Here is a 25905-nt window from a genome sequence, read left to right on the forward strand (position 1 = left end):
TGAGAATGCTGAAAGCGTTTTTGACCGAGAGGCGAAGCTGGATCGCCATATTTGTCTTGCAGCAGATCGTCTTTCTGTTTATCGCTTATGTCGATGCATCCATTCCTTTTACATCGATTTTATATATGACCTATTTGTCTTCGTTTATTTTTATCGTTTTTGTACTTGTCCGCTTTCGGAAGGAAACGAAGTTTTACAAAAGTCTGGAAGAATGGGATCACAATCTCGATGTGACAAACATTCGAGAGGCGGAAACGCCTTTCGAAACGATGATTGAAAAAAGCATAGCCGAACAAACGAAACAGTTAAAGCAAGAGGCGGCACAGCATCGCCTGGCATTGGAGAATGAAAAGGATGAGCTCATGGCCTGGATACACGAAGTCAAAACGCCGCTTACCGCCATGCATTTGATCATGGAGACGATTGACGATCAATCATTAAAATCGAGACTCGACTATGAATGGCTGCGCGTTCACTTGCTGCTCGACCGCCAGCTTCATCAAAAGCGGATGTCATTTATCGAAAATGACTTGTCCCTTGAAGCTCTAGAGCTCAAACCTTTAATCTTTAAAGAACTAAAAGATTTGCAATCATGGTGCATTCCAAAAGGGATCGGGTTTGATATACAGCTTGACGCCGGGGAAGTGCTCAGCGATGCGAAATGGCTGTCTTTTATCATGAGGCAGCTGCTGACAAACGCGGTGAAATACAGCGAATCATCTGATATATTGATTAAAAGCTATGAACAAGATGGCCAGGTGCATCTCGCAGTTCAAGATTTTGGACGGGGCATCGATCCAAAAGATATACCGCGCGTGTTTGACAAAGGCTTTACATCCACAACGGAGCATCATGATCAGGCCGCCACGGGAATGGGGCTGTACTTAGCGAAAAAAGCGGCAAAGCCGCTCCTGATTCATATCGAGGTTGATTCTAAACCGGGAGCCGGGACAACTTTTACGCTGATTTTTCCGAAGCGGAACGAATTTTCCCGTGTGCTGGGCGTGTGACAAAAGTGTCACACGCTTTTCTTTTTTGTTCGCTGAATCGAAGGAAAACGGCTGTCCTCCTTTCTATAATAAACATATCCAGTCAAAAGGAGATTTAAAAATGATGATTTTAGAAGCGAAAAAAATACGAAAAAGCTATGGAAATAAGCACAATAAACACGAAGTGTTAAAGGGAATCGACCTTCAGATCCAAAAGGGTGAATTTGTCAGTATTATGGGCCCGTCAGGTTCAGGCAAAACAACATTGCTCAATGTTCTGTCCTCCATTGACCAGGTGAGCGGCGGAACGATTACCATCAACCAAGCTGAGATGACGAATATGAAGGAAAAACAGCTTGCCGAGTTTAGGAAGCAGCATTTGGGATTTATCTTTCAAGAATACAATTTGCTCGATACGCTGACAGTGAAAGAAAATATCCTTCTGCCGCTGTCGATTACGAAAATATCAAAAAAGGAAGCCGGTCAAAAGTTTGAGGAAGTCGCGAAAGAATTAGGCATCTTTGAGCTGAAGAATAAATATCCGAATGAAATTTCCGGCGGGCAAAAACAGCGCACATCAGCAGCCAGGGCGTTTATTCATGAGCCGAGCATTATTTTCGCTGACGAACCGACCGGTGCGCTTGATTCGAAATCCGCATCAGACTTGTTAAACAAGCTGAGCCAGTTAAATCAAAAGCGCCGGGCCACAATCATTATGGTTACCCATGATCCCGTCGCCGCGAGCTTCTGCAGCAGAGTGGTGTTCATTAAAGACGGACAAATTTATACGCAGCTGAATAAAGGCGGACAAGACAGGCAGGCGTTCTTCCAGGACATCATGAAAACGCAAGGCGTGTTAGGCGGGGTTCAGCATGAGTATTAATCAGCTCATCTTCCGCAACCTGAAAAAGAATATACGAAACTATTACCTTTATGTGTTTGCGTTAATCTTCAGCGTGGCGCTTTATTTTGCGTTTGTTACGCTGCAGTATGATCCGGCGATCGATGAAGTGAAGGCATCGATAAAAGGCGCGGCGGCTTTGAAAGCAGCTTCCATTCTCCTAGTGGCAGTAGTAGCGGTTTTTATTTTGTATGCCAATACGATTTTTATTAAGCGGCGCAGCAAAGAAATCGGTTTATTCCAGCTAATCGGCATGAGAAAGCAAAAAATCTTCCGCATTTTAAGTTTAGAAAATGTCATGCTGTATTTCGGCTCTTTGGTCATTGGGGTGTTTGCCGGGTTTTCGATCTCAAAGCTCGTGCTTATGACTTTATTTAAAATAGTAGATGTTCAAGCTGAAGCCGAATTGAATTTTTCCGGAGAAGCGCTTGTGCAAACTGTCATTGTATTCTGCGGAATCTACCTTCTGGTGATGGTGATGAATTATACATTTATCAAAAAGCAAAGCATTTTATCATTATTTAAAGCGACATCATCTACGGAAGATCAGGTAAAGAGAATATCCGTTTTTCAAATGATCATTGGCTTATTGGGCATCTTGTTTATTTTGTCGGGATATTATCTTTCAACTGAGTTGTTCAGCGGAAAATTCAAGACCATAGATGAGCTGTTTTATGTGATGAGCTTTATTCTCGGTACCGTTATCATCGGAACGTACCTCTTTTATAAAGGATCGGTCAGCTTTGTCTCCAACATTATCCGCAAAAGCAAAGGAGGCTACTTAAATATTTATGAAGTGCTGTCCCTTTCATCGATCATGTTCCGGCTGAAATCAAACGCTCTATTATTAACGATCATCACCACCGTTTCGGCACTGGCGATCGGTTTGTTATCCTTGTGCTATATTTCGTATTACTCCGCAGAGAAAACCGCCGAACAAAATGTGGCAGCTGATTTCGCCATGACAAATCAAAAGGATGCAAAACGGTTCGAACAATTATTGGATGAAAATAACATTTCATACAACAAAAAAGAGATTCATGTCATTCAGGCGACTTTCAATCTGGAACAAATTGTTAACGGAGATCCTGAAGATATGTCTGGCGACCCGGGGAAATTACCCCTCGCCGTGGTCAGTGATACAGAGATTGACGGGATTGACGTGCACGTAGGAGACGTCATTTTCTCAGGATATAACGACCTTCTCCAGAAACTTATGGCTTTAAAAGAGACCGGTGCCGTTAAGGTAAAGAGCAGGCATGAGACAATCCCATTAAACTATTTAGGCTTGAGAAAAGAGTCGCTCTTATCCTTCAACTTTACCAGCGGCGGATTGCCTGTTGCCGTTGTGGATGATGCGCTGTTTAAACGTCTGAGCCAAGACAAAGATCCAAAATTACAGCAGAAGTCGAGTCTTTTTTACGGGATCAATTTAAAAGATGAAGATCAGATTCAGCAGGCAAATGAATTGTTTGCAACAGTGAATCAAAACGATCAGCATTTATCGCTCCTCGATGCAAGCACAGCTCAAAAATCGCTTTTCGGACTTGCCATGTTTATCGTAGGATTTCTAGGACTTACGTTTCTGATCACGTCAGGATGCATCCTTTACTTTAAACAAATGGATGAAAGCGAAGATGAGAAACCGAATTACACGATCTTGAGAAAACTTGGTTTCACGCGCGGGGACCTTCTGAAGGGGATACGAATCAAGCAAATGTATAACTTCGGCATTCCATTGGTTATCGGCCTATCTCACAGTTACTTCGCCGTCCAATCCGGCTGGTTCTTATTCGGAGCAGAGGTGCGGACGCCGATGATCATCGTGATGGTGCTGTACACCGTTCTGTATTCTATTTTCGGTTTGCTGTCCGTTCTTTACGGTAAGAAAGTGATCAAGTCGGCACTGTAGCTGAGCCGTGTGGAATCTCGTGCAGCTCGGCGGAAAATGATGACCCTATATGGAGAAAAATTCCTTTATCATATTGAAGAAAAGCATAATCAAAAGCCCATCGGACTCATTCGATGGGCTTCCTCATTTCCTACAGCTCAACCTTGTAGAGCGTTTGCTGCTGTCCGCCGCCCGGGCCGCCTCTTGCGCCCTGTTGTACGGAGCTGTCTGAATTGTTCGTGGGACTGTTGTATTCGTCAGACGAAATTTCGGTTCCGTTTTCTTTGATCCAGGAGACGAGCTCACTGTTGCCTGAGTTGTCACTGATCAGAAAGTATTTTACTTTTCCTTCTTTGACGAGGTTTTTCAGCTCACTGACCGACAGGATCGGGTCTGTGCCATTAAAGCCTCCGAGCGCCATGACATTTTCGTCGGCATTGATGATATACGGGGCTGCGGTTACTGTTGTCAATGTCGCGAACAGGTACTCTTCGCCGGTATTATTTTTCCGGAGGTATGTGAGCAATCCTGTGTCCACATCCGAGCTGAACATTCCGCCTCCGTTGGAGCTTTGCAGCTGAGGCCCCGATTCAGGAAGAACGCTGTTTCCTCCGTAAAGGATCGGTGTTGCCGACCAATAGACCGGTGTCAAAAGAAGCACGCACAAGCTGATGATGGTGAGCTGCTTTCCGAATGGATGGCTTCGCTTCAGCATCAGTAAGGCGATGGTGACACCAAGCCCCATGATTCCCATGACATACATCCAGGCGCTGCCGATTTGGTTTGTATAAGCACTTAAAATGTACACTTGGAATGCTGCCGTTGTCAGAACGGCCGCCGGCAGCAAATAGCTTGCCCAGTCTTTGTGATTTTTGTAAAGGCCGTACATTGCGTACCAGCCGATTCCTGACAGCGTGGCGATCGGCGGAGCCAGCATAATCAGGTAGTAGTGGTGAAAGAATCCGGCGATGCTGAAGAACCCGGCGACAGGAACGAGCCATGCAGCCCAAAAGATTGTTTCTTTCATTTCGCCCGTTTTTTCGCGGCGGCTGCGGAACCAGCTGATGATCATGCTGAGCAGTCCGAATAATGCGAATGGAAGCATCCAGCTGATTTGGCCCGATAAAGCCGATTGGAAGAGCCGCAGCGGTCCTGCGTCACCGGTGCCGAACATGTTCATGCTCTGTCCGCCGCCTTGACCTCCTCCTGGTCCGCCATTGCCTCCGCCCGGTCCGCCACCGGTTGGCGGCTGACTGCCGCCGTTTGCCCCTTGAGAACTGCCGTCAGACGAACCGCCCGCGCCCGGCGGCTGCATCGCGCCGTTTTGTCCATCGGAGCCGTCGGACGAACGGTTTCCGTCTTGAGTTTGTGCATTGCCGTCGGTCGCGCTGCCCGCAGCCGGCGGTTGCATTGCACCGTTTTGTCCATTGGAGCCGTCGGACGAACGGTTTCCATTCTGAGCTTGCGCATTGCCGTTCGGCTGCTGTATGTCTCCTCCAAAACTGTTCATATCGCCGCGGGCGTTGCCCGTCGTCTGGCCGAGCAACCGCTCTGTGCCGTTGTAGCCGAAAGCCAGTTCAAGCACGGAGTTGGTTTGGCTGCTTCCGACATACGGGCGGCTGCCGGCTGATGTATAGTCGACAGCAAGCGCCCAAGAAAGCGAAACGCCGATGAGAACAACAAGCGATAAAACCGCTGACACGATTTTTTTCTTCCAATTCGCATGGGCCGCGATGAGATAAAACAGCAAGAACGCGGGCAGCACCATAAATGCCTGAAGCATCTTCATATTGAACCCGAGGCCGATGAGGCCAAATGCAGCGAGAAGCCAGAGCAGCCTGCCTTGTTTGACCGCCTTCATCAGGCACCATGTACCAAGTAGGAGCGTGAAGACGAGCATGCTGTCGATATTATTCGTCCGGCTTACGGCTACCGCGATCGGCGTCAGCGCCATCACCAGCGCTGAAATGCGGGCGGCGCCTTTTCCGAATTTCGGCTTAATTAGTGCGTATAGCAAATAGACGGAACCCGTTCCTGCAAGCGCCTGCGGCAAAATCACACTCCATGTATGCACGCCGAAGATTTTCGCAAATATGGCCTGAATCCATAAAACGACGGGCGGCTTATCTACTGATACGAATCCGGAAGAGTCGAATGACGCAAAGAAGAAATTGTGGAAGCTTTGCGTCATGCTTTTGACCGCCGCCAAGTAATACTGGTTGGCGGCATCGTCTTGCCAAATGTTATATGTATTCAGAATAAGAGCTGCCAACAAAATAAGAATCAGAATGACATCAAGTTGTTTGTTTTTTATTTTCATCATCACTTTCACCTCTTTATGTTCCCTATTCTAGAAGAAAAATATGAACAAGTTATGAATAAAAAGAGAACAATCTATTTTTATTTGAATGGAAAAAAATAAATATTTTTTGGAAAAAGGTGTGTACTTTTTTCTTTTTGCGCTGTATACTGTACTACAACAGAAATATAAAACATAAAACTGTTCTATAAAAAGGAGGGTGACACAAATGAGCTTGAAAAGTCCGATGGAATTTTTCAGAACGCTTCCAAAAAAAACTTGCCCTGAATGCGGCGAAAAGATGGAGGAGCAGGCTGAATCTTATTTTATGGAATGCGAGCGCTGTCTTTCCAAAAAAGGCGAGTAAGCAAACTGTTTTATAACAATGCATGTAAAGGGGTAGGGAGACATGAAAACAGAGGAGAAGAGAATTCACATCACCGGATCGATGAATTCGCAGTATGAAGAGATTTTGACAAAAGAAGCGCTGGAGTTTATCGGACGTCTTGAACGCCATTTTGGGGGAAGAAGGCGGGAGTTGCTGCATTTGCGGACGATCAGGCAGGCTGAAATTGATCAAGGGAAGAATCCCGGTTTTTTGGCGGAAACGAAACACATCCGCGAGGCGGACTGGACGGTCGCGCCGCTCCCCCGGGATTTGGAGAACCGCAGGGTTGAAATCACCGGCCCGGTCGACAGAAAAATGGTCATCAATGCTTTAAATTCAGGAGCGAAAGTCTTTATGGCCGATTTTGAAGATGCGAACTCGCCAACTTGGAAAAACTGCATTGACGGCCAGGTTAATTTACGGGACGCGGTTCGCGGGACGATTTCCTTTACGAATGAACAAGGCAAACGCTATGAGCTGAAAGAAAATCCCGCCGTCATCATTGTAAGACCGAGAGGATGGCACTTGGAAGAGAAGCATGTGCTGATCGGCGGCAAGCCCGTGTCAGCAAGCTTGTTCGATTTTGGCCTTTATTTTTTCCATAACGCAAAAAAGCTGATCAAAAAAGGAAGCGGCCCTTATTTCTACCTTCCAAAAATCGAAAACCATCTGGAAGCAAGGCTGTGGAACGACGTATTTGTTTATGCGCAAAACGATTTGCGCATTCCGCAGGGCACCATTAAAGCGACGGTTCTCATTGAAACGATCCTGGCGGCTTTTGAAATGGATGAAATCCTCTATGAATTGAAGGAGCATTCAGCCGGACTTAACTGCGGCAGATGGGATTATATTTTCAGCTTTATTAAGAAATTCAGGAACAGGGATGAAGTCATTCTTCCGGACCGCTCAGCCGTGACGATGACGGTTCCCAACATGAGAGCCTACTCCCTCTTGGCGATTCAAACGTGTCATAAACGCAACGTCCATGCGATCGGGGGAATGGCGGCACAAATTCCCGCTAAAGACAAACCTGAGATCAATGAAGCCGCATTTGCCAAAATCCGTGAAGATAAGGAACGTGAAGTAAAAGACGGCCATGACGGAACATGGATCGCACATCCCGGCATGATTCAAACGGCGCTCGATGTATTCAATCAGCATATGCCGTCTGCGAACCAGATTCATAGAAAGCGGGAAGACGTAAAGGTCAAGGAAAAAGACTTGCTGGAAGTACCGCAAGGCCGGATTACAGAAGCAGGCGTCCGTACTAATATCAGCGCCGGCATCCGTTATTTAGCTTCATGGCTGTCGGGCAGAGGCGCCGCTCCGATCGACCACTTAATGGAGGACGCAGCAACGGCGGAGATTTCCAGAGCCCAGCTTTGGCAATGGATTCGCCATCCGAAAGGGGTTCTTGACGATGGCCGGAAAGTGACCTCCGAAATGGTTAAGATGATGAAAGAGGAAGAAATGCAGAAAATCTTCGAAGAAGCCGGTATGAAACATTTTCGGAGCGGCCGGTTCGAAGAGGCCGGACAGTTATTTGAACAGCTGATTTTGGATGATGAATTCGCGGAATTTCTAACGATACCCGCTTATGAAAAAATATGATGGGGGAATGTGCGATGCTGAAAGAAAAACAACTCGCAGAAAGCTGGGAGCATGAAGAACGCTGGAAAGGGATCACAAGGCCGTATCAAGCGGCTGACGTCATTCGGTTGAGGGGGACGCTCGAGATTGAATACACGATTGCAAGGCGCGGCGCCGAAAAGCTGTGGAAGTTTCTCCACACAGAGGATTTCGTGCCGGCGCTGGGCGCTTTGACCGGGAACCAAGCCATGCAGCAAGTAAAAGCCGGATTGAAAGCGATTTATTTAAGCGGCTGGCAGGTGGCTGCCGATGCCAATATGTCAGGGAGCATGTATCCTGACCAAAGCCTTTATCCGGCAAACAGCGTGCCGGAAGTCGTCAAAAAAATCAACCGCACACTGCAGCGCGCCGATCAAATTCACCATATGGAAGGAAAAGAAGACATCGATTGGTTTGCTCCGATTGTGGCCGACGCTGAAGCGGGCTTCGGCGGACAGCTGAATGTGTTCGAGCTGATGAAAAGCATGATTGAAGCTGGCGCCGCGGGAGTTCACTTTGAAGACCAGCTGTCGTCTGAGAAAAAGTGCGGGCATTTGGGCGGAAAAGTGCTGCTTCCAACGCAAACAGCGGTGCGTAATTTGATTGCCGCGCGTCTCGCCGCAGATGTGATGGGAGTCCCGACCATTCTTATTGCCCGTACGGACGCGAATGCGGCCGACTTGATCACAAGCGACGTCGATTCATATGATGCGCCGTTTTTGACGGGAGAGCGAACAGCGGAAGGGTTCTTCAAAACAAAGCCGGGCCTTGATCAAGCGATTGCCAGAGGTTTGGCGTATGCGCCGTATGCCGATTTGATCTGGTGTGAAACGTCTGAGCCGAATATTGAAGAAGCCCGCCGATTTGCACAGGCGATCCATGAAAAATTCCCGGGCAAACTGCTCGCCTACAACTGCTCCCCTTCGTTCAACTGGAAGGCCAAACTGGATGACAACACGATCTTGAACTTCCAGAAACAGCTCAGTGAAATGGGCTATAAATTTCAATTTGTCACACTGGCAGGCTTCCACGCCTTAAACCACGGCATGTTTGAATTGGCACGCCAATATAAGCACCGCGGAATGGCGGCGTACTCTGATCTGCAACAGGCCGAGTTTGCCAGCGAAGTCCACGGCTATACGGCGACAAGGCATCAGCGCGAAGTCGGAACGAGCTACTTTGATGAAGTCGCCCAGGTTGTGACAGGCGGAACTTCATCAACTACTGCACTGAAGGGATCGACTGAAGCGGAACAATTTCAATCATAAAAACGTAAAAAGCCGCCCAATCACGGGCGGCTTGCTTGTTGTCTATCAAGTTAGCAATTGACATCATTGGAAGGGGCGGTAAAAGGGTTTTCCCTAATAACAGTCAGTGTCTGATGATTCTTGTTGGTTCTTTTGGCCGGCCGGTTGTCTTTGCTGAAAGAATAGAACAAATACACAGCCATTGTCAAAATCAAGATAAACATCATCATAAATATCCCCTCCAAATTTTTTTGTCTTCACTATATTAGACGAACAAGCCTGCAAAAAGGTTTCAGAAAATTAACATTTTTCCATAAATATTTTTTGCCCGCTGCATCTTCTGTATGAAACCCGGCGGTTCTATACAAGAATAAAACTGAAAAACTCAGGTTGACATCATAATCATTGATGTGTAGAGTAAAAGTTAATGTAATAGGAAGTCCACTAGGGGAGCCGTAAGCCGGCTGAGACAAGAAGCGATCTTGGACCCTTTGAACCTGATCTAGTTCATACTAGCGTAGGGAAGTGGAGCCGGTGTCTTTATGATTTCATCATACAAAGGCCGCTCCATTTTGGGGCGGCTTTTTTGCGTATAAAGCGGCTCGCTCCCCCTGTGCCTTCCTTATAAAACCGATTGCTGAGGAGGCTATCTACATGAGTTTTTCTGCAGAACTGCGCCGCGAGGCAGACCCTATTTTTGAAGCCATTTTTGAGCATCCGTTTGTATTGGGGCTGGCGTCCGGGAGGCTGAAAAAGGAGCAGCTTATTCATTATGTGAAGCAAGATTATGAGTATTTGAACGCTTTTATTCAAATCTACGGAATTGCGATTTCCAAGTGTCAAAACCGGAAAGACATGGAGATGTTTCATGAGCAGATTTCGTTTGTATTAAACAGCGAAGTACACCCGCACAACAACCTGTGCCGGGCCGCAGGGGTGGAGTATGAATCTCTGCAGGGCTATCCGCTTGCACCTTCTGCACATCATTATATCCGCCATATGCTGACGGCGGCGCACGAAGGCACGCTGGGAGAGATATTAGCCGTCTTGCTGCCTTGTCCGTGGACATATTGGGAGATCGGAAAAAAATTGATGATGGACGTTCAGCCTGACCCGTCGCATCCATTTTATGACTGGATCTGTTTTTACGGAGACAGAACCGATTCAATCACGACAAAGTTTTGCGCCCGCCTGGATGAATGGGCCGAAACAGCGGGCAAGGCTGAAAAAGAAAAAATGAAGGAGCTCTTTTTGCAAAGCTGTCAGCTTGAATACGGCTTTTGGGAGATGGCTTATACGGTTGAAGATTGGCCTGTGGAAATGGAGGCGGTGAGACGATGAATTGGAACATGAAAGAAGTCGTGATGGCAGTGATCTTGTCTGTTGCATGCGGCGTCATTTACTTAGGATGGTCCACCTTGTGGATCCCTGTTTCAGCTATTGTCGGGCCCGTCGGTGCGAACTTTATGTTCGGTATCTGGGTGATCGCCAGCCCGATTGTCGCTTATATCATCCGTAAACCGGGGGCGGCGCTGATTGCCGAGACGGCAGCTGCGGCGGTCGAACTGCTGACCGGAAGCCACTTTGGGCTGTCAGCATTATTAATCGGTGTGTTCCAGGGAGCCGGTGCGGAAATCGCGTTTGCGATCTTTCGCTATAAGCGTTATAACTTGTTTACCCTTATGCTTTCCGGTGCGCTTGCCGCGGTCGGAAGCATGACATACAGCCTGATGGCGAATGGTTTTGCCTACTATACGACGCAAACGCTGATCTTGACGCTTATCATCCAAATCATCAGCGGCATTGTACTCGGCGGCTGGCTGGCAAAAGCCGTTGTCGAAGCGCTTGCGAAAACGGGAGTCCTGAATCAGTATGAGATCATGAAGGAACAGCGGAAGAAGGATGATGCCGATGCGTTCATTTCTCGGATGCAGTAACCTTTCCGTCCGTTTTTATCATCGTCCTGAAACAGTCCTGGACCGGGTCTCGCTGTCGATTGGGCAGGGCGAAAAAGTGCTGATACTCGGTCCGAGCGGAAGCGGCAAATCGACGCTGTTGTCCGTGCTTTCCGGCATCATTCCTGAACATATCGAAGCTGAAGTCACAGGCGAAGTCAACCGCAGAAAGAGCGCCGGCGTTATGTTTCAGGATCCGGATTCGCAGTTCTGCATGCTTCATGTTGATGAGGAAATCGCTTTTAGCCTGGAAAACCGGTCCGTCTCCCGAAAAGATATGGACGGCATCATCTCGGAGCTGATGGAGCAAGTCGGATTAAAGATAGATAAGAAAACGCCGATCGAAACCTTGTCAGGCGGGATGAAGCAGAGACTCGCATTAGCGTGCCTGCTCGCTCTGGAGCCTGAAGTGCTGTTTTTTGACGAGCCGACTGCGCAGCTGGACCCGGCCAGCCGGAAAGACATCTTTGCCTTGCTCCGTAATGTTTCCCGAAAAAGCGGACAGACGATGGTGTTCGTCGAACACGTGCTGGACGGCTGTATCGAGTGGATGGACCGCGTCATTCTTTTCAATGGAAAGGGACAGATCACTGCTGACGGAAAGCCGGAAGAAATCGTGAAACATTTTCAGCCGGAGATGAAAGCGGCGGGCATCTGGCAGCCGAAACTGTACCCTGCGGTATGGGAAGATGTCATCACACAAGATGATCATCCGCTCGCCGTCAAGCTCTCTTCTACATTGAAAATGAAAGAGGAGGAAGCGAAAAACAGGCCTGCAGCGGACAGAGACATATTGATCCGCGCAGACGACGCGGCGATCGGCTATCGGAAAAAGATCGTGGCCGACGGCATCACCCTTGAGATTCCAAGGGGGGAATGGATTTCGGTCATCGGCGAGAACGGCAGTGGAAAGAGTACGTTTTTAAAAAGTCTGATCAGGCTTGAAGCGGTCAAAAAAGGGCGCCTTTATCTGGAGGATCGGGAGCTGAAGAAATGGTCCGACCGTACGCTCTATGAGAAGGCCGGCTTTGTTTTTCAAAATCCCGAGCTTCAATTTATTCGGGACACGGTGTTTGATGAGATCGCGTTCGGGGCGAGACAGCGGGGTTGGCCGGAGGACCGGGTCGAAAAGAAAACGGCTGAATTGCTGCAGGAATTCGGACTTGATGCTCATCAAAAAGCGCACCCCTTTACATTAAGCCTCGGGCAGAAACGGCGTTTAAGCGTTGCGACGATGCTTTTGTTTGACCAGGATCTGCTGCTGCTTGACGAGCCGACATTCGGTCAGGACGAAAGGACGGCGCAAGAATTAATCAAGCGGTTAAAGGAACGGCAGGAACGGGGAACGACAATTGTGATGGTGACGCATGACATGGACATCGTAGACGAGCATTCAGGCCGGGTCATCGTGTTTCATCAAGGGGAAGCGGCATATCAAGGAACGCCGTATCGATTATTCTCTGATCAAGGCCTGGTCCGCCGCTTTTCATTGATACCGCCGCTTCATTACCGGTTCATGCATGAAAGAAAGGAGAGGGTTCCCGTATGAAAAGCAATGGTTCACTTCTTTCGGCATTGAACCCGAGCGCCAAGCTCTTTTCCCACCTTCTGGTTATGTGCATGCTCATGTTTGTTTCAAATCCGAAACCGACTCTATTCATTTGGCTGTTTGCGGTTGCCGTCGGAATTTTTTTCGGGGGATGGACTTTGTCTTATTTAAGTAAACGGCTGTTGCCTTATCTCGTCTTTTTTATTCTCGTATTCTGGATGATGGCCGCTTTTGGAAAAGGCGAGGAAACGATTTGGGAATGGGCCTGGTTCCGCGTCACCGAGGAAAGCGTCGGCAATGGGCTGACAATCGCGCTCCGGATGCTCGGCTTTGTCACATACGGTCTTTTGTTTACATCAACAACCGATTTGACGCAGTTTATTATGAGCCTGATTCATCAATGCAGACTGTCGCCTAAATGGGCTTATGGCTTGCTGGCCGGCTTCCGTTTTGTCCCGCTTTTTCAGTCTGAGCTTTCGCAGATGAAGGCAGCGCACAAAATCAGGGGCTATAAACAAAAAAACAGCTGGAAGGCGTTTATTCGCTATGCGCTGCCTTTGTTTTCGCAAGGCATCCGCAAATCGGAAAGAATCGCCGTTGCTATGGAAGCGAGAGGGTTTACCGGTACAAAAGACCGCACCTACTATCAAACAGCGCGGCTTTCCGGAAAAGACTTCGTTTATTTTGCGGGTCTGGCGTCAGTCGCAGCGGGAATTTTGCTTATTTTTTAAAAGGGTTTTTTACAGGGCCGCACTGCGGCTCTTTTTTTATAAATCGGGAACGGACGGGCATTCTGTAAAATGTAAATATTTCGGACGTTGACTGAAACATATTGACCTAGGCCAAAAAGGTTGTACAATCAATGTGTACCATATGAAAAAAGAAATATAAAAAAATCCCCTTACAAGATGGGAGTGGCGCGATGTGAAAATTGCCAAAGTGATCAACAACAATGTGATCAGTGTTTTAAATGAACAGGGTCAGGAATTAGTGGTCATGGGCAGGGGAATCGCTTTTCAAAAAAAGCCTGGTGAAGCGGTGGATGAATCGAGAATCGAGAAGATTTTCAGGCTTGATAATAAAGATGTATCAGAAAGATTTAAGACGCTGTTGGACGAAATTCCGATCGAATTTATGGAAATGTCTGAAAAAATTATCTCCTATGCGAAATTAAAGCTCGGCAAGAAGCTGAATGACAGCATTTATGTCTCGCTGACCGACCATATTCATTTCGCCGTCGAACGGCATAAAAAGGGTCTGGATATTAAAAACGCCCTGCTTTGGGAGACGAAACGGCTGTATAAAGATGAGTTCGCCATCGGCAAAGAGGCGCTGGCCATCATTGAAAAGAAGACGGGGGCAGCTCTTCCGGAGGATGAAGCCGCCTTTATCGCGCTCCATATCGTAAACGCCGAGCTGAATGAAGAAATGCCGAACATCGTCAATATTACGAAAGTCATGCAGGAAATTTTAAGCATCGTCAAATATCACTTTCATATCGACTTTGACGAAGAAGCGCTTCACTATTACCGCTTCATTACCCATTTGAAATTTTTCGCGCAGCGGCTGTTCAGCGGAACCTATATGGAAAGCCGGGACGACTTTTTATTTGAAACCGTCAAAAATAAGTACCGTGACGCTTATGTCTGCACTAATAAAATCAAGCAGTACATCGAAAAAGAATACGGCCATCAGCTGACAAACGAAGAGCTTCTGTATTTGACGATTCATATCGAGCGGGTCGTTCATCAAAAATAGAGGATGATGTCAAAATGAAAGCGTTGACAATTGGATAAATGTATGCTACTTTTTACTTACATCAACTTATACAGGTTGTTAGGATTGTTACTGATCATGCAGGCAAAACCTAAATGACTGTGAAGCGGCACTCTTATGCCCTTGTTTCACAGTGATTTAGGTTTTTTTATTTACTTGATGTCTTAACACGGGATTGTTACTGTTCGGCAGGCAAAACCTAAACTAAGCCTTCTTTGACGGGCTCTAGTTTAGGTTTTTTATTTTATAACAGCTTGATAGGGCTTTAGGAGAGACAGGAGATGATCAACGATGGATGTTCAATCAATGGCAAAAAATATTTTGGCGCGCGTCGGCGGGGAGAAAAACGTTTTATCGCTAGTCCATTGCGCGACAAGGCTCCGCTTCAAACTGAAAGACCGTTCCAAAGCAGACAGGGAAGCGCTTGAAAATACGGATGGCGTGGTAACCGTAGTGGAGAGCGGCGGACAATTTCAAGTCGTTATCGGCAATAAAGTTCCTGAAGTCTATCAAGAAATCGGCCGGATCTCTCAACTGTTGGAAGGTTCTGCGGCCGATCACGGTCAAAAAGAGAAAGGAAGCCTCGCCGGTAGATTGGTAGATGTCGTATCCAGCATTTTCACTCCGCTGCTCGGCGTCATGGCGGGAGCGGGGATTTTAAAAGGCCTGCTTTTGATTTGCACAAATGCCGGCTGGCTCTCGCCGGAAGAGACGACATATACGATTCTATACGCGGCAGCCGACAGCCTGTTTTATTTCCTGCCTTTGCTGCTCGCCGTTACGGCCGCCAAAAAATTCGGAGCGAACCCGTTCATAGCGCTGACGATTGCCGGGGCGCTGATCTATCCAACGATACTCGAACTGAAAAACAGCGGCGCCCAGACGGAGTTTTTCGGCATTCCGGTCGTCTTGATGAATTATACGTCAACCGTTATCCCGATTATCCTTGCCGTATTTGTGATGAGCTATCTTGAAAGATTATGTATGCGCTTTATCCATGAAAGCGTGAAAAACTTTATCACCCCTTTAATCTGCCTGACGGTGATGGTGCCGTTAACCTTGATCATATTCGGGCCGCTCGGTGTTTACACAGGAAACGGGATCGCGGCGGCGATTCTGTCCGTTTTTGATCTCAGCCCGATTCTGGCAGGAGCGATTATTGCGGCCTTATGGCAAATCCTTGTCATCTTCGGCATACACTGGGGGATCGTCCCTGTCATTTTGAACAACATTGCCGTCCACGGCAAGGACTACATCAAACCGGCGACGGCAGCCGCCGTGTTTGCCCAAACAGGAGCCGCATTTGGCGTCATGCTGAAGACGAAAAACAAGAAGTTGAAGGCATTGGCAGGTTCTGCTGCCGTTACCGGGATATTCGGGATTACAGAGCCGGCCGTCTACGGGGTGACGCTCAGACTGAAAAAGCCGTTTGTATGCGGTGTCATCAGTGCGGCGGCAGGCGGAGCCATTATCGGATACTCCGGCAGCGTCGCCCTCGCTTCCGGCGCCCCGGGCTTGTTGACGATTCCGATTTTTTACGGACCGGGCTTTCTCGGCTTTATCATCGGAATTACAGTTTCATTTGTTTTATCAATTTTGCTCACTTACATTGTCGGCTTTGACGACCCTGTGGAGGAGACGAAAGAGCCGCCTGTTGAAAACAGCGGCGGTGAACCAATTTACAGCCCTTTGCAAGGAGAAGTCCTGCCGTTAACAGAAGTATCAGATAAAGTGTTCGCATCGGGGGCGCTAGGAGAAGGAATCGCGGTGCTTCCGTCAAAAGGCGTTGTCACCGCCCCTGCGGACGGCATCGTGACAACGGCATTTCCGACGGGTCACGCATACGGCATAACGTCAGAAAACGGAGCCGAGATTTTAATTCATATCGGAATGGACACGGTCAGACTCGACGGAAAGCACTTCAATGCTAAAGCGGTGCAGGGGCAAAAAGTGAAACGGGGTGATATACTCGCAGAATTCGATCTGGACGCTTTGAAAGAAGAAGGGTTTGACGTGACAACACCGATCATCGTTACAAATTCCGGTCAATACACGGATATCATTCCAACGGATCAAAAAAAGGTGAAAACTGAAGAACAGATCATCACTTTAATTTCATCACCATGGGAGGAAAATAATCATGAAATATAAAACATTAGCTCAATTTCCGGAAGATTTTTTGTGGGGCGCGTCTACTTCCGCTTACCAAGTGGAGGGCGCTTGGGATGAAGATGGAAAAGGGCCTTCCGTCATCGATGCGCGCGAAAGCTACCCGGAAGGGACAACCGATTTTAAAGTCGCAAGCGACCATTACCACCGCTATAAAGAAGATATCGCTTTGTTTGCGGAAATGGGCTTCAAAGCGTACCGTTTTTCGATTGCCTGGACGCGCATCATTCCTGACGGGGACGGCGATATTAATCCGAAGGGCATCGAATTTTACAGCCGTTTGATCGATGAACTCCTGAAATATGGAATCGAACCGATTGTTACGATGTACCACTTTGATCTGCCGAATGCTTTGCAGAAAAAAGGGGGCTGGTCGGACAGGGCCACGATTGATGCCTTTGAAAAATATGCGAAGATCCTTTTTGAAAACTACGGAGATCGCGTCAAATACTGGCTGACCATTAATGAACAAAATATGATGATTCTCCACGGGGCTGCACTCGGCACACTCGATCCGAACTTGGAAAACCCGAAAAAAGAGCTTTATCAGCAAAACCATCACATGCTTGTCGCACAGGCGAAGGCGATCAAGCTTTGCCATGAGATGCTGCCGGAAGCAAAAATCGGTCCTGCGCCGAATATCGCGCTCATCTATCCCGCTTCTTCGAAACCGGAGGACGTGCTGGCGGCTTTTAACTATAATGCGATCCGCAACTGGCTTTACTTGGATATGGCCGTATTCGGACGGTACAATACAACGGCATGGGCATATATGAAAGAAAAAGACTGCACACCAGTCATCGCCGAAGGAGATATGGATATTCTGCGGTCAGCCAAGCCGGACTTTATCGCGTTTAACTACTATACATCGCAAACGGCTGAAGCGAGCAGGGATGACGGCAGCGACACGGCTGCGCGAGGCGGCGACCAGCATTTGCAGACGGGAGAAGAAGGCGTATACAGGGGAAGCAGCAACCCGCACTTAAAGAAAAACGCATTTGGCTGGGAGATCGACCCTGTCGGTTTCCGTTCGACGCTACGCGAAATCTATGACCGCTATCAGCTGCCGCTGATCATCACTGAGAACGGCCTCGGCGCGTTTGATCAGCTTGAAGACGGAGATGTCGTAAATGACGACTACCGCATCGATTATTTAAAGGAACATATTAAGCAAATTCAGCTGGCGATCACGGATGGAGTCGATGTTTTCGGCTACTCCCCATGGTCTGCCATCGACTTGATTTCAACCCATCAAGGCTGTTCAAAACGCTACGGATTTATTTATGTGAACCGCGACGAATTTGATTTGAAAGACTTGCGCCGCATTCGCAAAAAAAGCTTTTACTGGTATAAAGACTTGATTGCTTCAAACGGCAAAACACTCAATTAAACAAAGAAAGAGGATGTTCGGATGATCTCTGAATATCCTCTTTTTTGTTGTGAAAATGATCATTTTAAAATATACAGAAAATTTTAAAAATATAAATGTATTTATTTTTAAAGCATGTTACATTCGAAACGTAACGAACAACAATCAGGAAAGGAAGAAAAACCCTATGAAATTCAAAATCGAAACACTTCCAAACTATCGCATTGCATATATGCGCCGAGTTGGTCCATACGGCCCCGCCAACATTGAGGTAATGGAAGCGTTAAAAAAATGGGCTAAGAAAAAAGATCTTCTTGAATCCGCCATTCTGTTTGCGATTCCACAGGATAACCCGGAAACAACACCTCCTGATCAGTGTAGATTTGATGCTTGTATTGTGATACCGCTTGATTATCAAGTCGATGATTCAGTTTTTGAGGGGGAAATTTCCGGCGGAAAATACATGATTTACGATGTTAAACATACAGCAGAAGATATTCAAAAAGCATATTCTGAAATTTTTTCATCTCTGCAAAATAATGAATTTCAACTGGACAACAGACCAATGATGGAAAAATACATGGGTGATATGGTGAGCAACCCGTATTGTGAAATATGTGTACCTTTAAAATCGGTTTAATTCGTTTTCTTGTCCAAACTTTGAATTTATTAAAAAACACATTTCCCCTTAACGAGCGTTGCGTTTAACTCGCTGACAGACAGGGTAAATCATAAAATAGCAATCCAGATCAACTACATAGGGAATAAGAATGGGGAGGGATGACAAGTGAATAAAAATGATGGCCGCCGCAACGTCAATGAGCACAGCAAGGATCAGCAACTTGAACAGTACCGGTCTGACAACCGGGGCAAAAAAATGACGACGAACCAGGGTTTGCGCGTATCTGAAGACGAACACTCCTTAAAAGCAGGCGTGCGCGGTCCGACGCTGATGGAGGACTTTCATTTCCGTGAAAAAATGACCCATTTCGACCATGAACGGATTCCGGAGCGGGTCGTCCATGCGAGGGGTTTTGGCGCGCATGGCTATTTCCAGGTTTATGAGCCGATGACGGAGTATACGAAAGCAAAGTTTCTTCAAGATCCGTCAGTGAAAACACCGGTGTTTGTCAGGTTCTCGACTGTAGCCGGTTCCAGGGGATCGGGTGATACCGTCCGCGATGTCAGAGGATTCGCGACAAAGTTTTATACAGAAGAAGGGAACTACGACCTCGTCGGCAACAACATCCCTGTTTTCTTCATTCAGGATGCCATAAAGTTCCCTGACCTTGTGCATTCCTTTAAGCCGGAACCGAATAACGAAATGCCGCAGGCTTCTACGGCGCACGATACGTTTTGGGACTTTGTCGCCAACAACGAAGAAACGGCTCACATGATCATGTGGGCGATGTCAGACAGGGCGATTCCGCGAAGCTACAGGATGATGGAAGGCTTCGGTGTTCATACGTTCAGGTTTGTAAATGAAGAAGGCAAGGCGCGCTTTGTTAAATTTCACTGGAAGCCTGTCCTCGGCGTCCATTCGCTCGTCTGGGACGAAGCGCAGACAATCGCCGGAAAAGATCCCGACTATCACCGCCGCGATCTGTGGGAAGCGATCGAAAGAGGCGATGAAGTGGAGTATGAGCTCGGCGTGCAAATGATTGACGAAGAAGACGAGTTCAAGTTTGACTTCGATATCCTTGATCCGACAAAGCTTTGGCCGGAAGAAATCGTCCCTGTCAAAATCATCGGCAAAATGACGCTGAATCGAAACCAGGATAACGTTTTTGCCGAAACGGAACAGGCCGCTTTCCATCCGGGCCATGTTGTCCCGGGCATCGATTTCACAAACGATCCGCTTTTGCAGGGCCGGCTCTTTTCCTATACGGACACACAGCTGATCCGATTGGGAGGTCCGAACTTTCACGAAATTCCGATCAACCGGCCGGTCTGTCCGTTCCATAACAACCAATATGACGGCTATCACAGGATGACGATTAATAAAGGGCCTGTCGCTTATCATAAAAATTCGCTGCAAAACAACGATCCGGCGCCTGCTTCAGAAGAAGAAGGCGGATATGTGCACTACGAGGAAAAAGTCGAGGGCAAAAAAATCCGCCAGCGCAGCGAAAGCTTTAATGATCACTATTCGCAGGCAAAGCTGTTTTGGAACAGCATGTCTCCCGTTGAAAAAGAACATATCATTTCGGCGTTCCGCTTTGAAGTCGGAAAGGTCAAAAGCAAGGACGTCCGCCGCCAAGTCGTTCATATGTTTAACAGGGTTGACGGGGAGCTTGCCAAGCAAATCGCTGCCGGTGTAGGTGTAGAACCCCCTGAAAAAGACGAAGGCTCCAACGTGACGTTCAAATCCCCTGCACTAAGCCAGGAGAACACGGTGAAACGACCGCAGACGAGGACCGTCGCCATTTTAGCAGAACAAGGTTTTGATGATGAGGACCTCAGCCGGGTGTTGAAAGAGTTCAAAAAAGCCGACATCATGCCGGACATTGTCAGCTCGGCACTCGGTGTGATCAAAGGGACCAGCGGCACAGAAATAGAAGTCGGAAACACTTTGCAGACGGTCGATTCCGTGCTGTACGATGCCGTTTATATTCCGGGCGGCCAAGAAAGCATTGAACGCCTGCAATTGCATAAAGCCGCATCGGATTTTATCAATGAAGCATTCGGACATTATAAAGCGATCGGAGCCGCAGGCAAAGGGATCGACCTCCTGCTGTCCGCCGCCGGATCCCATGCGGCTGCACAGCCGGGCATTATCACCTCTCGCGATGATAAGAACAAAGACGACTTCGGCAAAAAGCTGGTCGAAGCGATCGGCGGGCACCGGCATTGGGATCGACAAGTTTAATAGTGAAGAGATTTCTAAGCACCCTGTTTCAAGGGTGCTTTTTCAAATAATGAATAAAAACAGTTTAAAACTTCCTAGATAGAATAATCCATGATGAAAATACCGTGATAATCTGTAATGAAACCAATATTCGAATCACATCAACTCCCGCTAATGTGATAAAGCCCATTTGCATTCCGATGATGAGCACGAGAAGGTACACGGATAAAGCAATCATGGAATACTGCATTCCTTTTTGTCTGATGTGTTGAGATCTTTCATCCTTTTGTTTGAATTGCGGGTAGAGGTATCCTCCGGCAAAACTTAAAAAAGCTAATGTGCCAAACATTAAAAGTTCCATTAAAGATATTGAACCAGCAGCTAAGCCGAAGATCATTTTTGCAAGAAATATAAAGACAAACAATCCTCCAATAATGTAATAGGTTTTTCGCAAAGCCATGACATCTCCTCCTTATTAGAGTTTTGTATTTTTACCCAATTATATAGTAAAGTTCACTTTACGTAAAGTAGACTTTACAAAAAACAACAAAAAAACTTGCCACGTGAATGGCAAGTTAAGAGATGATTGATTAAAAATTCGGTTACCACACAAACAACCCGACAATCCCCGCGCTCAACAGCGACACCGCTATTCCGCTGACAAGGAGCTTCCACACATTTCTTCCGATAATCGCCGATTTTTCCCCGTTAAATAAGGAATTATACGTTCCATAGATCATCCCGATCGTACTGAAGTTGGCAAACGACGTCAAAAATGTTGTGGCCACGGCGGCTGTATGGGGTGAAATCGCGTCCAGCTGCGTTTTTAAATCCATCATCGCGACGAATTCATTCGTGGCGAGTTTCATGCCCATCAGCTGCGCGACATACATCGCGTCACTCGGCGCCAGTCCAAGCAGGAATGCGAACGGACTGAAGATGTAAGAAAAGATTTTTTGAATCGTCAAACCGTCCATGATCAACCCTAAAATTCCGTTCAAACATGAGGTTAAAGCGACATATCCGATGACCATGGCGAGAATGACGATGACCATGTTCATTCCGACCATCATGCTGTTTGAAATCGTTGAGAAAAAGTCCTTTTTCTCTTCTTTTGGCGGTACGTAAATGATGTCTTCATCCTTATCGACTTCCACCGGGTTTAAAATGCTGGCCAAGATCAACGCATTTAAGCAGTTCAACGGAATCGCTGTAAATACGTATGTCGCAGGAACCATTGTTAAATAGGACCCGAGAATCGATCCGCTGATACTGCTCATGCTCATGATGCCGAACGTCAGCAAGCGGTTGTCCTTTAATACGGCCAATTGCCCGCGGATGACAGCGAGAGCTTCAGTATTGCCCAGAAACATCATTTGAATCGAAAAGAAACTTTCTAATTTAGGAAGGCGTGACACTTTCGAAATCACCCAGCCGATCTTATCAATCATCCATGTTAAAATTCCGAAATAAGCCAGTATATCAAAAAATGTCACGACGAAGATAATCGGCAGCAAGGCGCTGAAGAAAAAGTCAACGGTTTCATTGCCCATCACGGACGGAAAGGCAAACGCGATACCGTCGCTTGCACAAGCGATCAGCCACGAAAAGAAAGAGGCGATCAGGTTGATGGCCCATCCGCCGATTTTTGTCCCAAGCATAAACCACGTCACCAAAAGCTCAACGATGAAAAGGGAGAGAATCGGCCTCCATTTTATGCTTTTCTTTCGCGGGGAACAAAAATAAATCACGGACATGACAATAAAAATGCCTAAAATGTTAATGAGAAAATACATGATGCCAACTCCCGAATGTTTTTTGAAAATAAAAAAGCTCTTACTTTTCATGGGTTCCGATAAAGAAAGCATGAAAAATAAGAGCAAATGAAAAATAGATATATTGTTTGCGCAATACACTTTTTACATGATCAAATCTATTCAAACTTCCTTGTAGTCTGGCGATTTACGGTTGCCAGGTAGAAACAATCAGACCCTATTACTGATTATATACAAGAAGTGATCTTCTATTATTTTGACTGTATTTTATCTCGAGATTGTGCAAAATTCAAGCTAAAAATATATTTTCACAATAATTTTTCAAATGAAGTCACTTCTAAGAAGGTTGCATATTGAGAGATGCACAGAAAAACATGTAAAAAATGGAAGATGACTAGATTCTTTTTATTAGAGGAAAATCGTAAGCGATTACGCTTTATATCTTCATGATGCCGCCTATTATGGCGGTTTTTTTGTGAAACTTTATCTGAAAGTTCCCGTAAGTATGATGGAACACTTCAGTGCTAAGGCCTCACTGTAACATACTAATGACACCGACGAACCTTACGTAAAGAGCGAACATTAAATCAAAAGTCTTTGATTTAAATAGGTAAAATTTCACGGTACTTTAGTTCGTTGAATGAAATGATGCCTTTTTGCTATGATTTTCCTATGTTTTTACAACTTGTATATATGTCCAATTTCAGAGAAAAAGAGGGATAATCAATTATGCTGTTAAAAAAGAACTATCTTCCTGTCGGCAGTGTTGTCGGCTTACATCATGATTCAAGACGTCTGCTTATCATTGGGCGGCAAATGTTTTCTGAGACAAACCATGTCATCAGAGATTATGCAGCTGTCGACTATCCAAACGGATTTACCGACCCGAAAGAGCAGCTAGTGTTATTTAATAAACAAGATATAGAAGTTGTGTACCATTACGGATATGTGGATCAAAAAGAATTGCAGCTTGATGAGTTGCTAACAGAAGCTGAAGCAGGAAAAAACGAAAATAAGGAGCAATGACGATGGGACATTTTCGCTTCAACAAAGAACTTTCACATAAGGCAGCGGGGACCATCAGTCAGCTGGAAAACGCCTTTAGCCATGTATTTGAGAATATGGTGTTTTTTCGTGAAGAATTAGACCGGCACAGCGGAAAAGCCGCCGCAGCGCTGCAGAAAAAAATGAGCGACAACATCAACTTTTTCAGTAAAGCGAGCAGCTGTTTATTATATTTTGCAGACAGTGTCCGGTGTTTTGCAAAAGCGGTCGAACTGACGGACGAATCCGACAAACCGGCCAATGTTCAGCCGCAGTCAAGATCGGAAAGAAACCATACATTTTCGGCTGAAAGAGTCCAAAGTGAAATAAAAGTAAACGGTGAATCGTTACACCAGGCAACCGGAAAGTTTGAATCAAATTTATCCACACTTGATGAAGTTTTGCACCATTTTGACACAATGCTCAGAGAAATGATGTATGAAACAGAATTTCCGTGGGAAAAATTCGATGACGTCTGGTCTGAAGCAAAGTCGCACATCAAATCGATCATGACGGAACTTAAAAAAAGAGTCAAAGAACTTTCCGCAAACGCCAAAAACATCATTAAGGAATTAAAGCGCGTCGATAACGTAATCTCACAACAACTGCAAAGAGTGAAATGATGGAAGGGAAACAGAGTTATGGCATATTATAATAGAGAGCCAGAAATCACAAACATGATCAAAAGCCATGAAAGCAGAGCAAATCGAATACTGCAGCACGCTCAATCCAGCCGTTTGCTTGAAGCTTTTAATAAAATATGGGTTTCGATAGAAAATAAAGAACTTCCGAACTTTGTATCAAAAAACGTAATGGATTTTAATGTGGCTGATATCAAATCGGAAATCAACGATTGGATAAAAGATTTAAAAGATTGTCAGGAGAATGCCAGGCGCAAGTTTGAGTCTATGGAAGACCCCTCACCGGAAGACTTAAGAAAACGCAACAATATTACGAGTGACGTCGTTCTTTTAATTAGCCAATACGAGAATCTAAAAAATGGCCTTGATCAGGTTGAACAAGATTTCAGCAATGTCGCCCGCACCCACCGCGCCCCAATGCGCGAAGCCTTGACAGACATCTCAATCTTGTATAATTCAGTTAATCATGTGAAAGGTGATTTTTCGGATTATAAGAATGTTTCTGTTTATGTGCATGGGATTGAGGATGATGGGGATGGATTTAATAAAAGTGTTAGAAAAGCAGCAAAAGACGGTGATATTATAATACGTATAAATAGTGATAAAACAAGAGAATACTATATCGTTGAAATAATAAACGGCGAAAAAGTAATTAAGAGAGTAGAAGGATTGAAAAAGTTAAAGGATTCAAAACAATACAAAGTAAAAGCAGGAAGATTGCATATTGTTTACGAAACAGAGCATATGAATGAACATCGCCAAGCAACAAGTGACGACTTAGCAGAAAAGCTAAATGAGATGGGGCTGATGAATGAGGAGACAAAGATCGATATGTTCGGCCACAGCTATGGCGGGAGAAGATCGCTGCAATTTGCGATGGATTACCCTGATCATGTCCGAAGCATCACAACAATCGGAACCCCATATGATAAAAATCTCTTAGCTATCGGCGCTAATAGAGCACGTTGGCTCGCAGACAGTCCTCTTGCTAAAAGACATACTACTGATACGAGTGAATATTTAGATTTTAAAGAAGATAACAGAAATAATGATGATGGAAAAGACTACAGCAATGCTTATACAGATATGGACAGCGAGGCGATGACTGAAGACATTAATCATTTAAAATCCGCCAATCCTGAGGTCTATCAAAAGCTTCAGAAAATGGACATCACCGCTGCTGCGGGATACAGAACAGAGGATACTGTGAGTTTTTCCCCTTACTATACCGCAAGCGGGAAACATAAAATAAACAGTGATGATATTGTTTCAGTCGAAAGTCAACACGGGGATGTTTTAGGCGATCTCATTGATGAAAAGCCGGAGTTTGAAGTAAAAGGTTCCGGTGTCACCAAACCGGGGCATATTTATGAAACTGAGGACTCTGATTTTGTTAACTTAATTGAAGAAGTTAACAAAAAAGAAGCAGAATAGG

General features: G+C 46.1%; 22 protein-coding genes and 2 riboswitches. Of the genes, 18 read left to right on the top strand and 4 right to left on the bottom strand.

Annotation, left to right across the window (positions count from 1 at the left end):
• Positions 1-5: 5 nt before the first annotated feature.
• The 3 genes from MST20_RS08130 to MST20_RS08140 all read left to right on the top strand — a co-directional run bounded on the left by MST20_RS08130 (position 6) and on the right by MST20_RS08140 (position 3802).
• Positions 6-1010, top strand: coding sequence for a sensor histidine kinase (locus tag MST20_RS08130; RefSeq protein WP_243941413.1), 1005 nt, complete (start codon positions 6-8; stop codon positions 1008-1010).
• Positions 1011-1110: 100 nt separating this feature from the next.
• Positions 1111-1872, top strand: a complete 762-nt coding sequence (locus tag MST20_RS08135; protein ID WP_243941415.1) for an ABC transporter ATP-binding protein — start codon at positions 1111-1113, stop codon at positions 1870-1872.
• On the top strand, positions 1862-3802 hold the full coding sequence (locus tag MST20_RS08140) for an ABC transporter permease (protein WP_243941417.1): 1941 nt from the start codon (positions 1862-1864) through the stop codon (positions 3800-3802). The genes MST20_RS08135 and MST20_RS08140 overlap by 11 nt, the downstream gene beginning before the upstream one ends.
• Positions 3803-3932: 130 nt before the next feature.
• On the opposite strand, the gene MST20_RS08145 is transcribed toward MST20_RS08140, so the two are convergent.
• Positions 3933-6095 carry an ArnT family glycosyltransferase gene (locus MST20_RS08145; protein ID WP_243942529.1) on the bottom strand — a complete coding sequence of 721 codons (2163 nt, stop codon included), beginning with the start codon at positions 6093-6095 and terminating at the stop codon, positions 3933-3935.
• Between the two features lie 214 nt (positions 6096-6309).
• Between MST20_RS08145 and yhfH the strand changes: the two genes are divergently transcribed.
• From yhfH to aceA, 3 genes are read left to right on the top strand one after another with little or no spacing between them, the layout of a single operon-like run.
• Positions 6310-6447 carry a protein YhfH gene (yhfH, locus tag MST20_RS08150; RefSeq protein WP_023856901.1) on the top strand — a complete coding sequence of 46 codons (138 nt, stop codon included), beginning with the start codon at positions 6310-6312 and terminating at the stop codon, positions 6445-6447.
• 42 nt (positions 6448-6489) lie between these two features.
• Positions 6490-8079 carry a malate synthase A gene (gene aceB / locus MST20_RS08155; RefSeq protein WP_243941419.1) on the top strand — a complete coding sequence of 530 codons (1590 nt, stop codon included), beginning with the start codon at positions 6490-6492 and terminating at the stop codon, positions 8077-8079.
• A gap of 14 nt (positions 8080-8093) precedes the next feature.
• Positions 8094-9365, top strand: a complete 1272-nt coding sequence (gene aceA, locus MST20_RS08160) for an isocitrate lyase (protein WP_243941421.1) — start codon at positions 8094-8096, stop codon at positions 9363-9365.
• A gap of 50 nt (positions 9366-9415) precedes the next feature.
• On the opposite strand, the gene MST20_RS08165 is transcribed toward aceA, so the two are convergent.
• A complete protein-coding gene (locus MST20_RS08165) occupies positions 9416-9574 on the bottom strand; it encodes a hypothetical protein (protein WP_243941423.1) in 159 nt (52 codons plus the stop codon).
• 206 nt (positions 9575-9780) lie between these two features.
• Positions 9781-9885, top strand: a riboswitch (TPP riboswitch).
• A gap of 113 nt (positions 9886-9998) precedes the next feature.
• On the opposite strand from MST20_RS08165, the gene tenA reads away from it, so the two are divergent.
• From tenA to MST20_RS08210, 9 genes are all read left to right on the top strand, one after another.
• Entirely contained in the window at positions 9999-10685 is a 687-nt protein-coding gene (gene tenA / locus MST20_RS08170) for a thiaminase II (protein WP_243941425.1), read from the top strand.
• Positions 10682-11281: an ECF transporter S component gene (locus tag MST20_RS08175; protein ID WP_043925260.1), complete on the top strand. Its 600-nt coding sequence runs from the start codon at positions 10682-10684 to the stop codon at positions 11279-11281. Before tenA ends, MST20_RS08175 begins: the two co-directional genes overlap by 4 nt.
• Positions 11256-12848, top strand: a complete 1593-nt coding sequence (locus MST20_RS08180; RefSeq protein WP_243942531.1) for an ABC transporter ATP-binding protein — start codon at positions 11256-11258, stop codon at positions 12846-12848. Before MST20_RS08175 ends, MST20_RS08180 begins: the two co-directional genes overlap by 26 nt.
• Positions 12845-13579 carry an energy-coupling factor transporter transmembrane component T family protein gene (locus tag MST20_RS08185; protein ID WP_243941427.1) on the top strand — a complete coding sequence of 245 codons (735 nt, stop codon included), beginning with the start codon at positions 12845-12847 and terminating at the stop codon, positions 13577-13579. Before MST20_RS08180 ends, MST20_RS08185 begins: the two co-directional genes overlap by 4 nt.
• 193 nt (positions 13580-13772) lie before the next feature.
• On the top strand, positions 13773-14606 hold the full coding sequence (gene licT, locus MST20_RS08190) for a BglG family transcription antiterminator LicT (protein ID WP_243941429.1): 834 nt from the start codon (positions 13773-13775) through the stop codon (positions 14604-14606).
• Positions 14607-14915: 309 nt separating this feature from the next.
• Positions 14916-16775 (top strand): PTS beta-glucoside transporter subunit IIBCA, encoded by a 1860-nt coding sequence (locus MST20_RS08195; RefSeq protein WP_243941431.1) that lies wholly within the window; start codon positions 14916-14918, stop codon positions 16773-16775.
• Positions 16765-18183: a glycoside hydrolase family 1 protein gene (locus MST20_RS08200; RefSeq protein WP_243941433.1), complete on the top strand. Its 1419-nt coding sequence runs from the start codon at positions 16765-16767 to the stop codon at positions 18181-18183. Before MST20_RS08195 ends, MST20_RS08200 begins: the two co-directional genes overlap by 11 nt.
• Before the next feature lie 166 nt (positions 18184-18349).
• Complete coding sequence (locus MST20_RS08205) at positions 18350-18802, top strand: AraC family transcriptional regulator (protein ID WP_243941434.1); 453 nt, start codon at positions 18350-18352, stop codon at positions 18800-18802.
• Between the two features lie 147 nt (positions 18803-18949).
• The gene (locus MST20_RS08210) at positions 18950-21031 is read left to right on the top strand and encodes a catalase (protein WP_243941436.1); all 2082 of its coding nucleotides are present in this window, start codon (positions 18950-18952) and stop codon (positions 21029-21031) included.
• Between the two features lie 64 nt (positions 21032-21095).
• Here MST20_RS08210 and MST20_RS08215 read toward each other — a convergent pair whose 3' ends face one another.
• On the bottom strand, positions 21096-21470 hold the full coding sequence (locus MST20_RS08215; RefSeq protein WP_243941438.1) for a hypothetical protein: 375 nt from the start codon (positions 21468-21470) through the stop codon (positions 21096-21098).
• 142 nt (positions 21471-21612) lie between these two features.
• Positions 21613-22806 carry a nucleoside transporter C-terminal domain-containing protein gene (locus MST20_RS08220; RefSeq protein WP_243941440.1) on the bottom strand — a complete coding sequence of 398 codons (1194 nt, stop codon included), beginning with the start codon at positions 22804-22806 and terminating at the stop codon, positions 21613-21615.
• Between the two features lie 134 nt (positions 22807-22940).
• A riboswitch (purine riboswitch) is annotated at positions 22941-23042 on the bottom strand.
• Between the two features lie 472 nt (positions 23043-23514).
• On the opposite strand from MST20_RS08220, the gene MST20_RS08225 reads away from it, so the two are divergent.
• The 3 genes from MST20_RS08225 to MST20_RS08235 are packed head-to-tail and all read left to right on the top strand — an operon-like array spanning position 23515 to position 25904.
• A complete protein-coding gene (locus MST20_RS08225) occupies positions 23515-23811 on the top strand; it encodes a DUF4176 domain-containing protein (RefSeq protein ID WP_243941441.1) in 297 nt (98 codons plus the stop codon).
• A gap of 2 nt (positions 23812-23813) precedes the next feature.
• Positions 23814-24452 (top strand): hypothetical protein, encoded by a 639-nt coding sequence (locus MST20_RS08230; protein ID WP_243941443.1) that lies wholly within the window; start codon positions 23814-23816, stop codon positions 24450-24452.
• A gap of 18 nt (positions 24453-24470) precedes the next feature.
• Positions 24471-25904, top strand: coding sequence for an alpha/beta fold hydrolase (locus tag MST20_RS08235; RefSeq protein ID WP_243941445.1), 1434 nt, complete (start codon positions 24471-24473; stop codon positions 25902-25904).
• Position 25905: the final 1 nt, after the last annotated feature.

Origin of the sequence: Bacillus sp. B19-2 (assembly GCF_022832475.1) — a bacterium.
GTDB classification, from domain to species: Bacteria; Bacillota; Bacilli; order Bacillales; family Bacillaceae; genus Bacillus; species Bacillus paralicheniformis.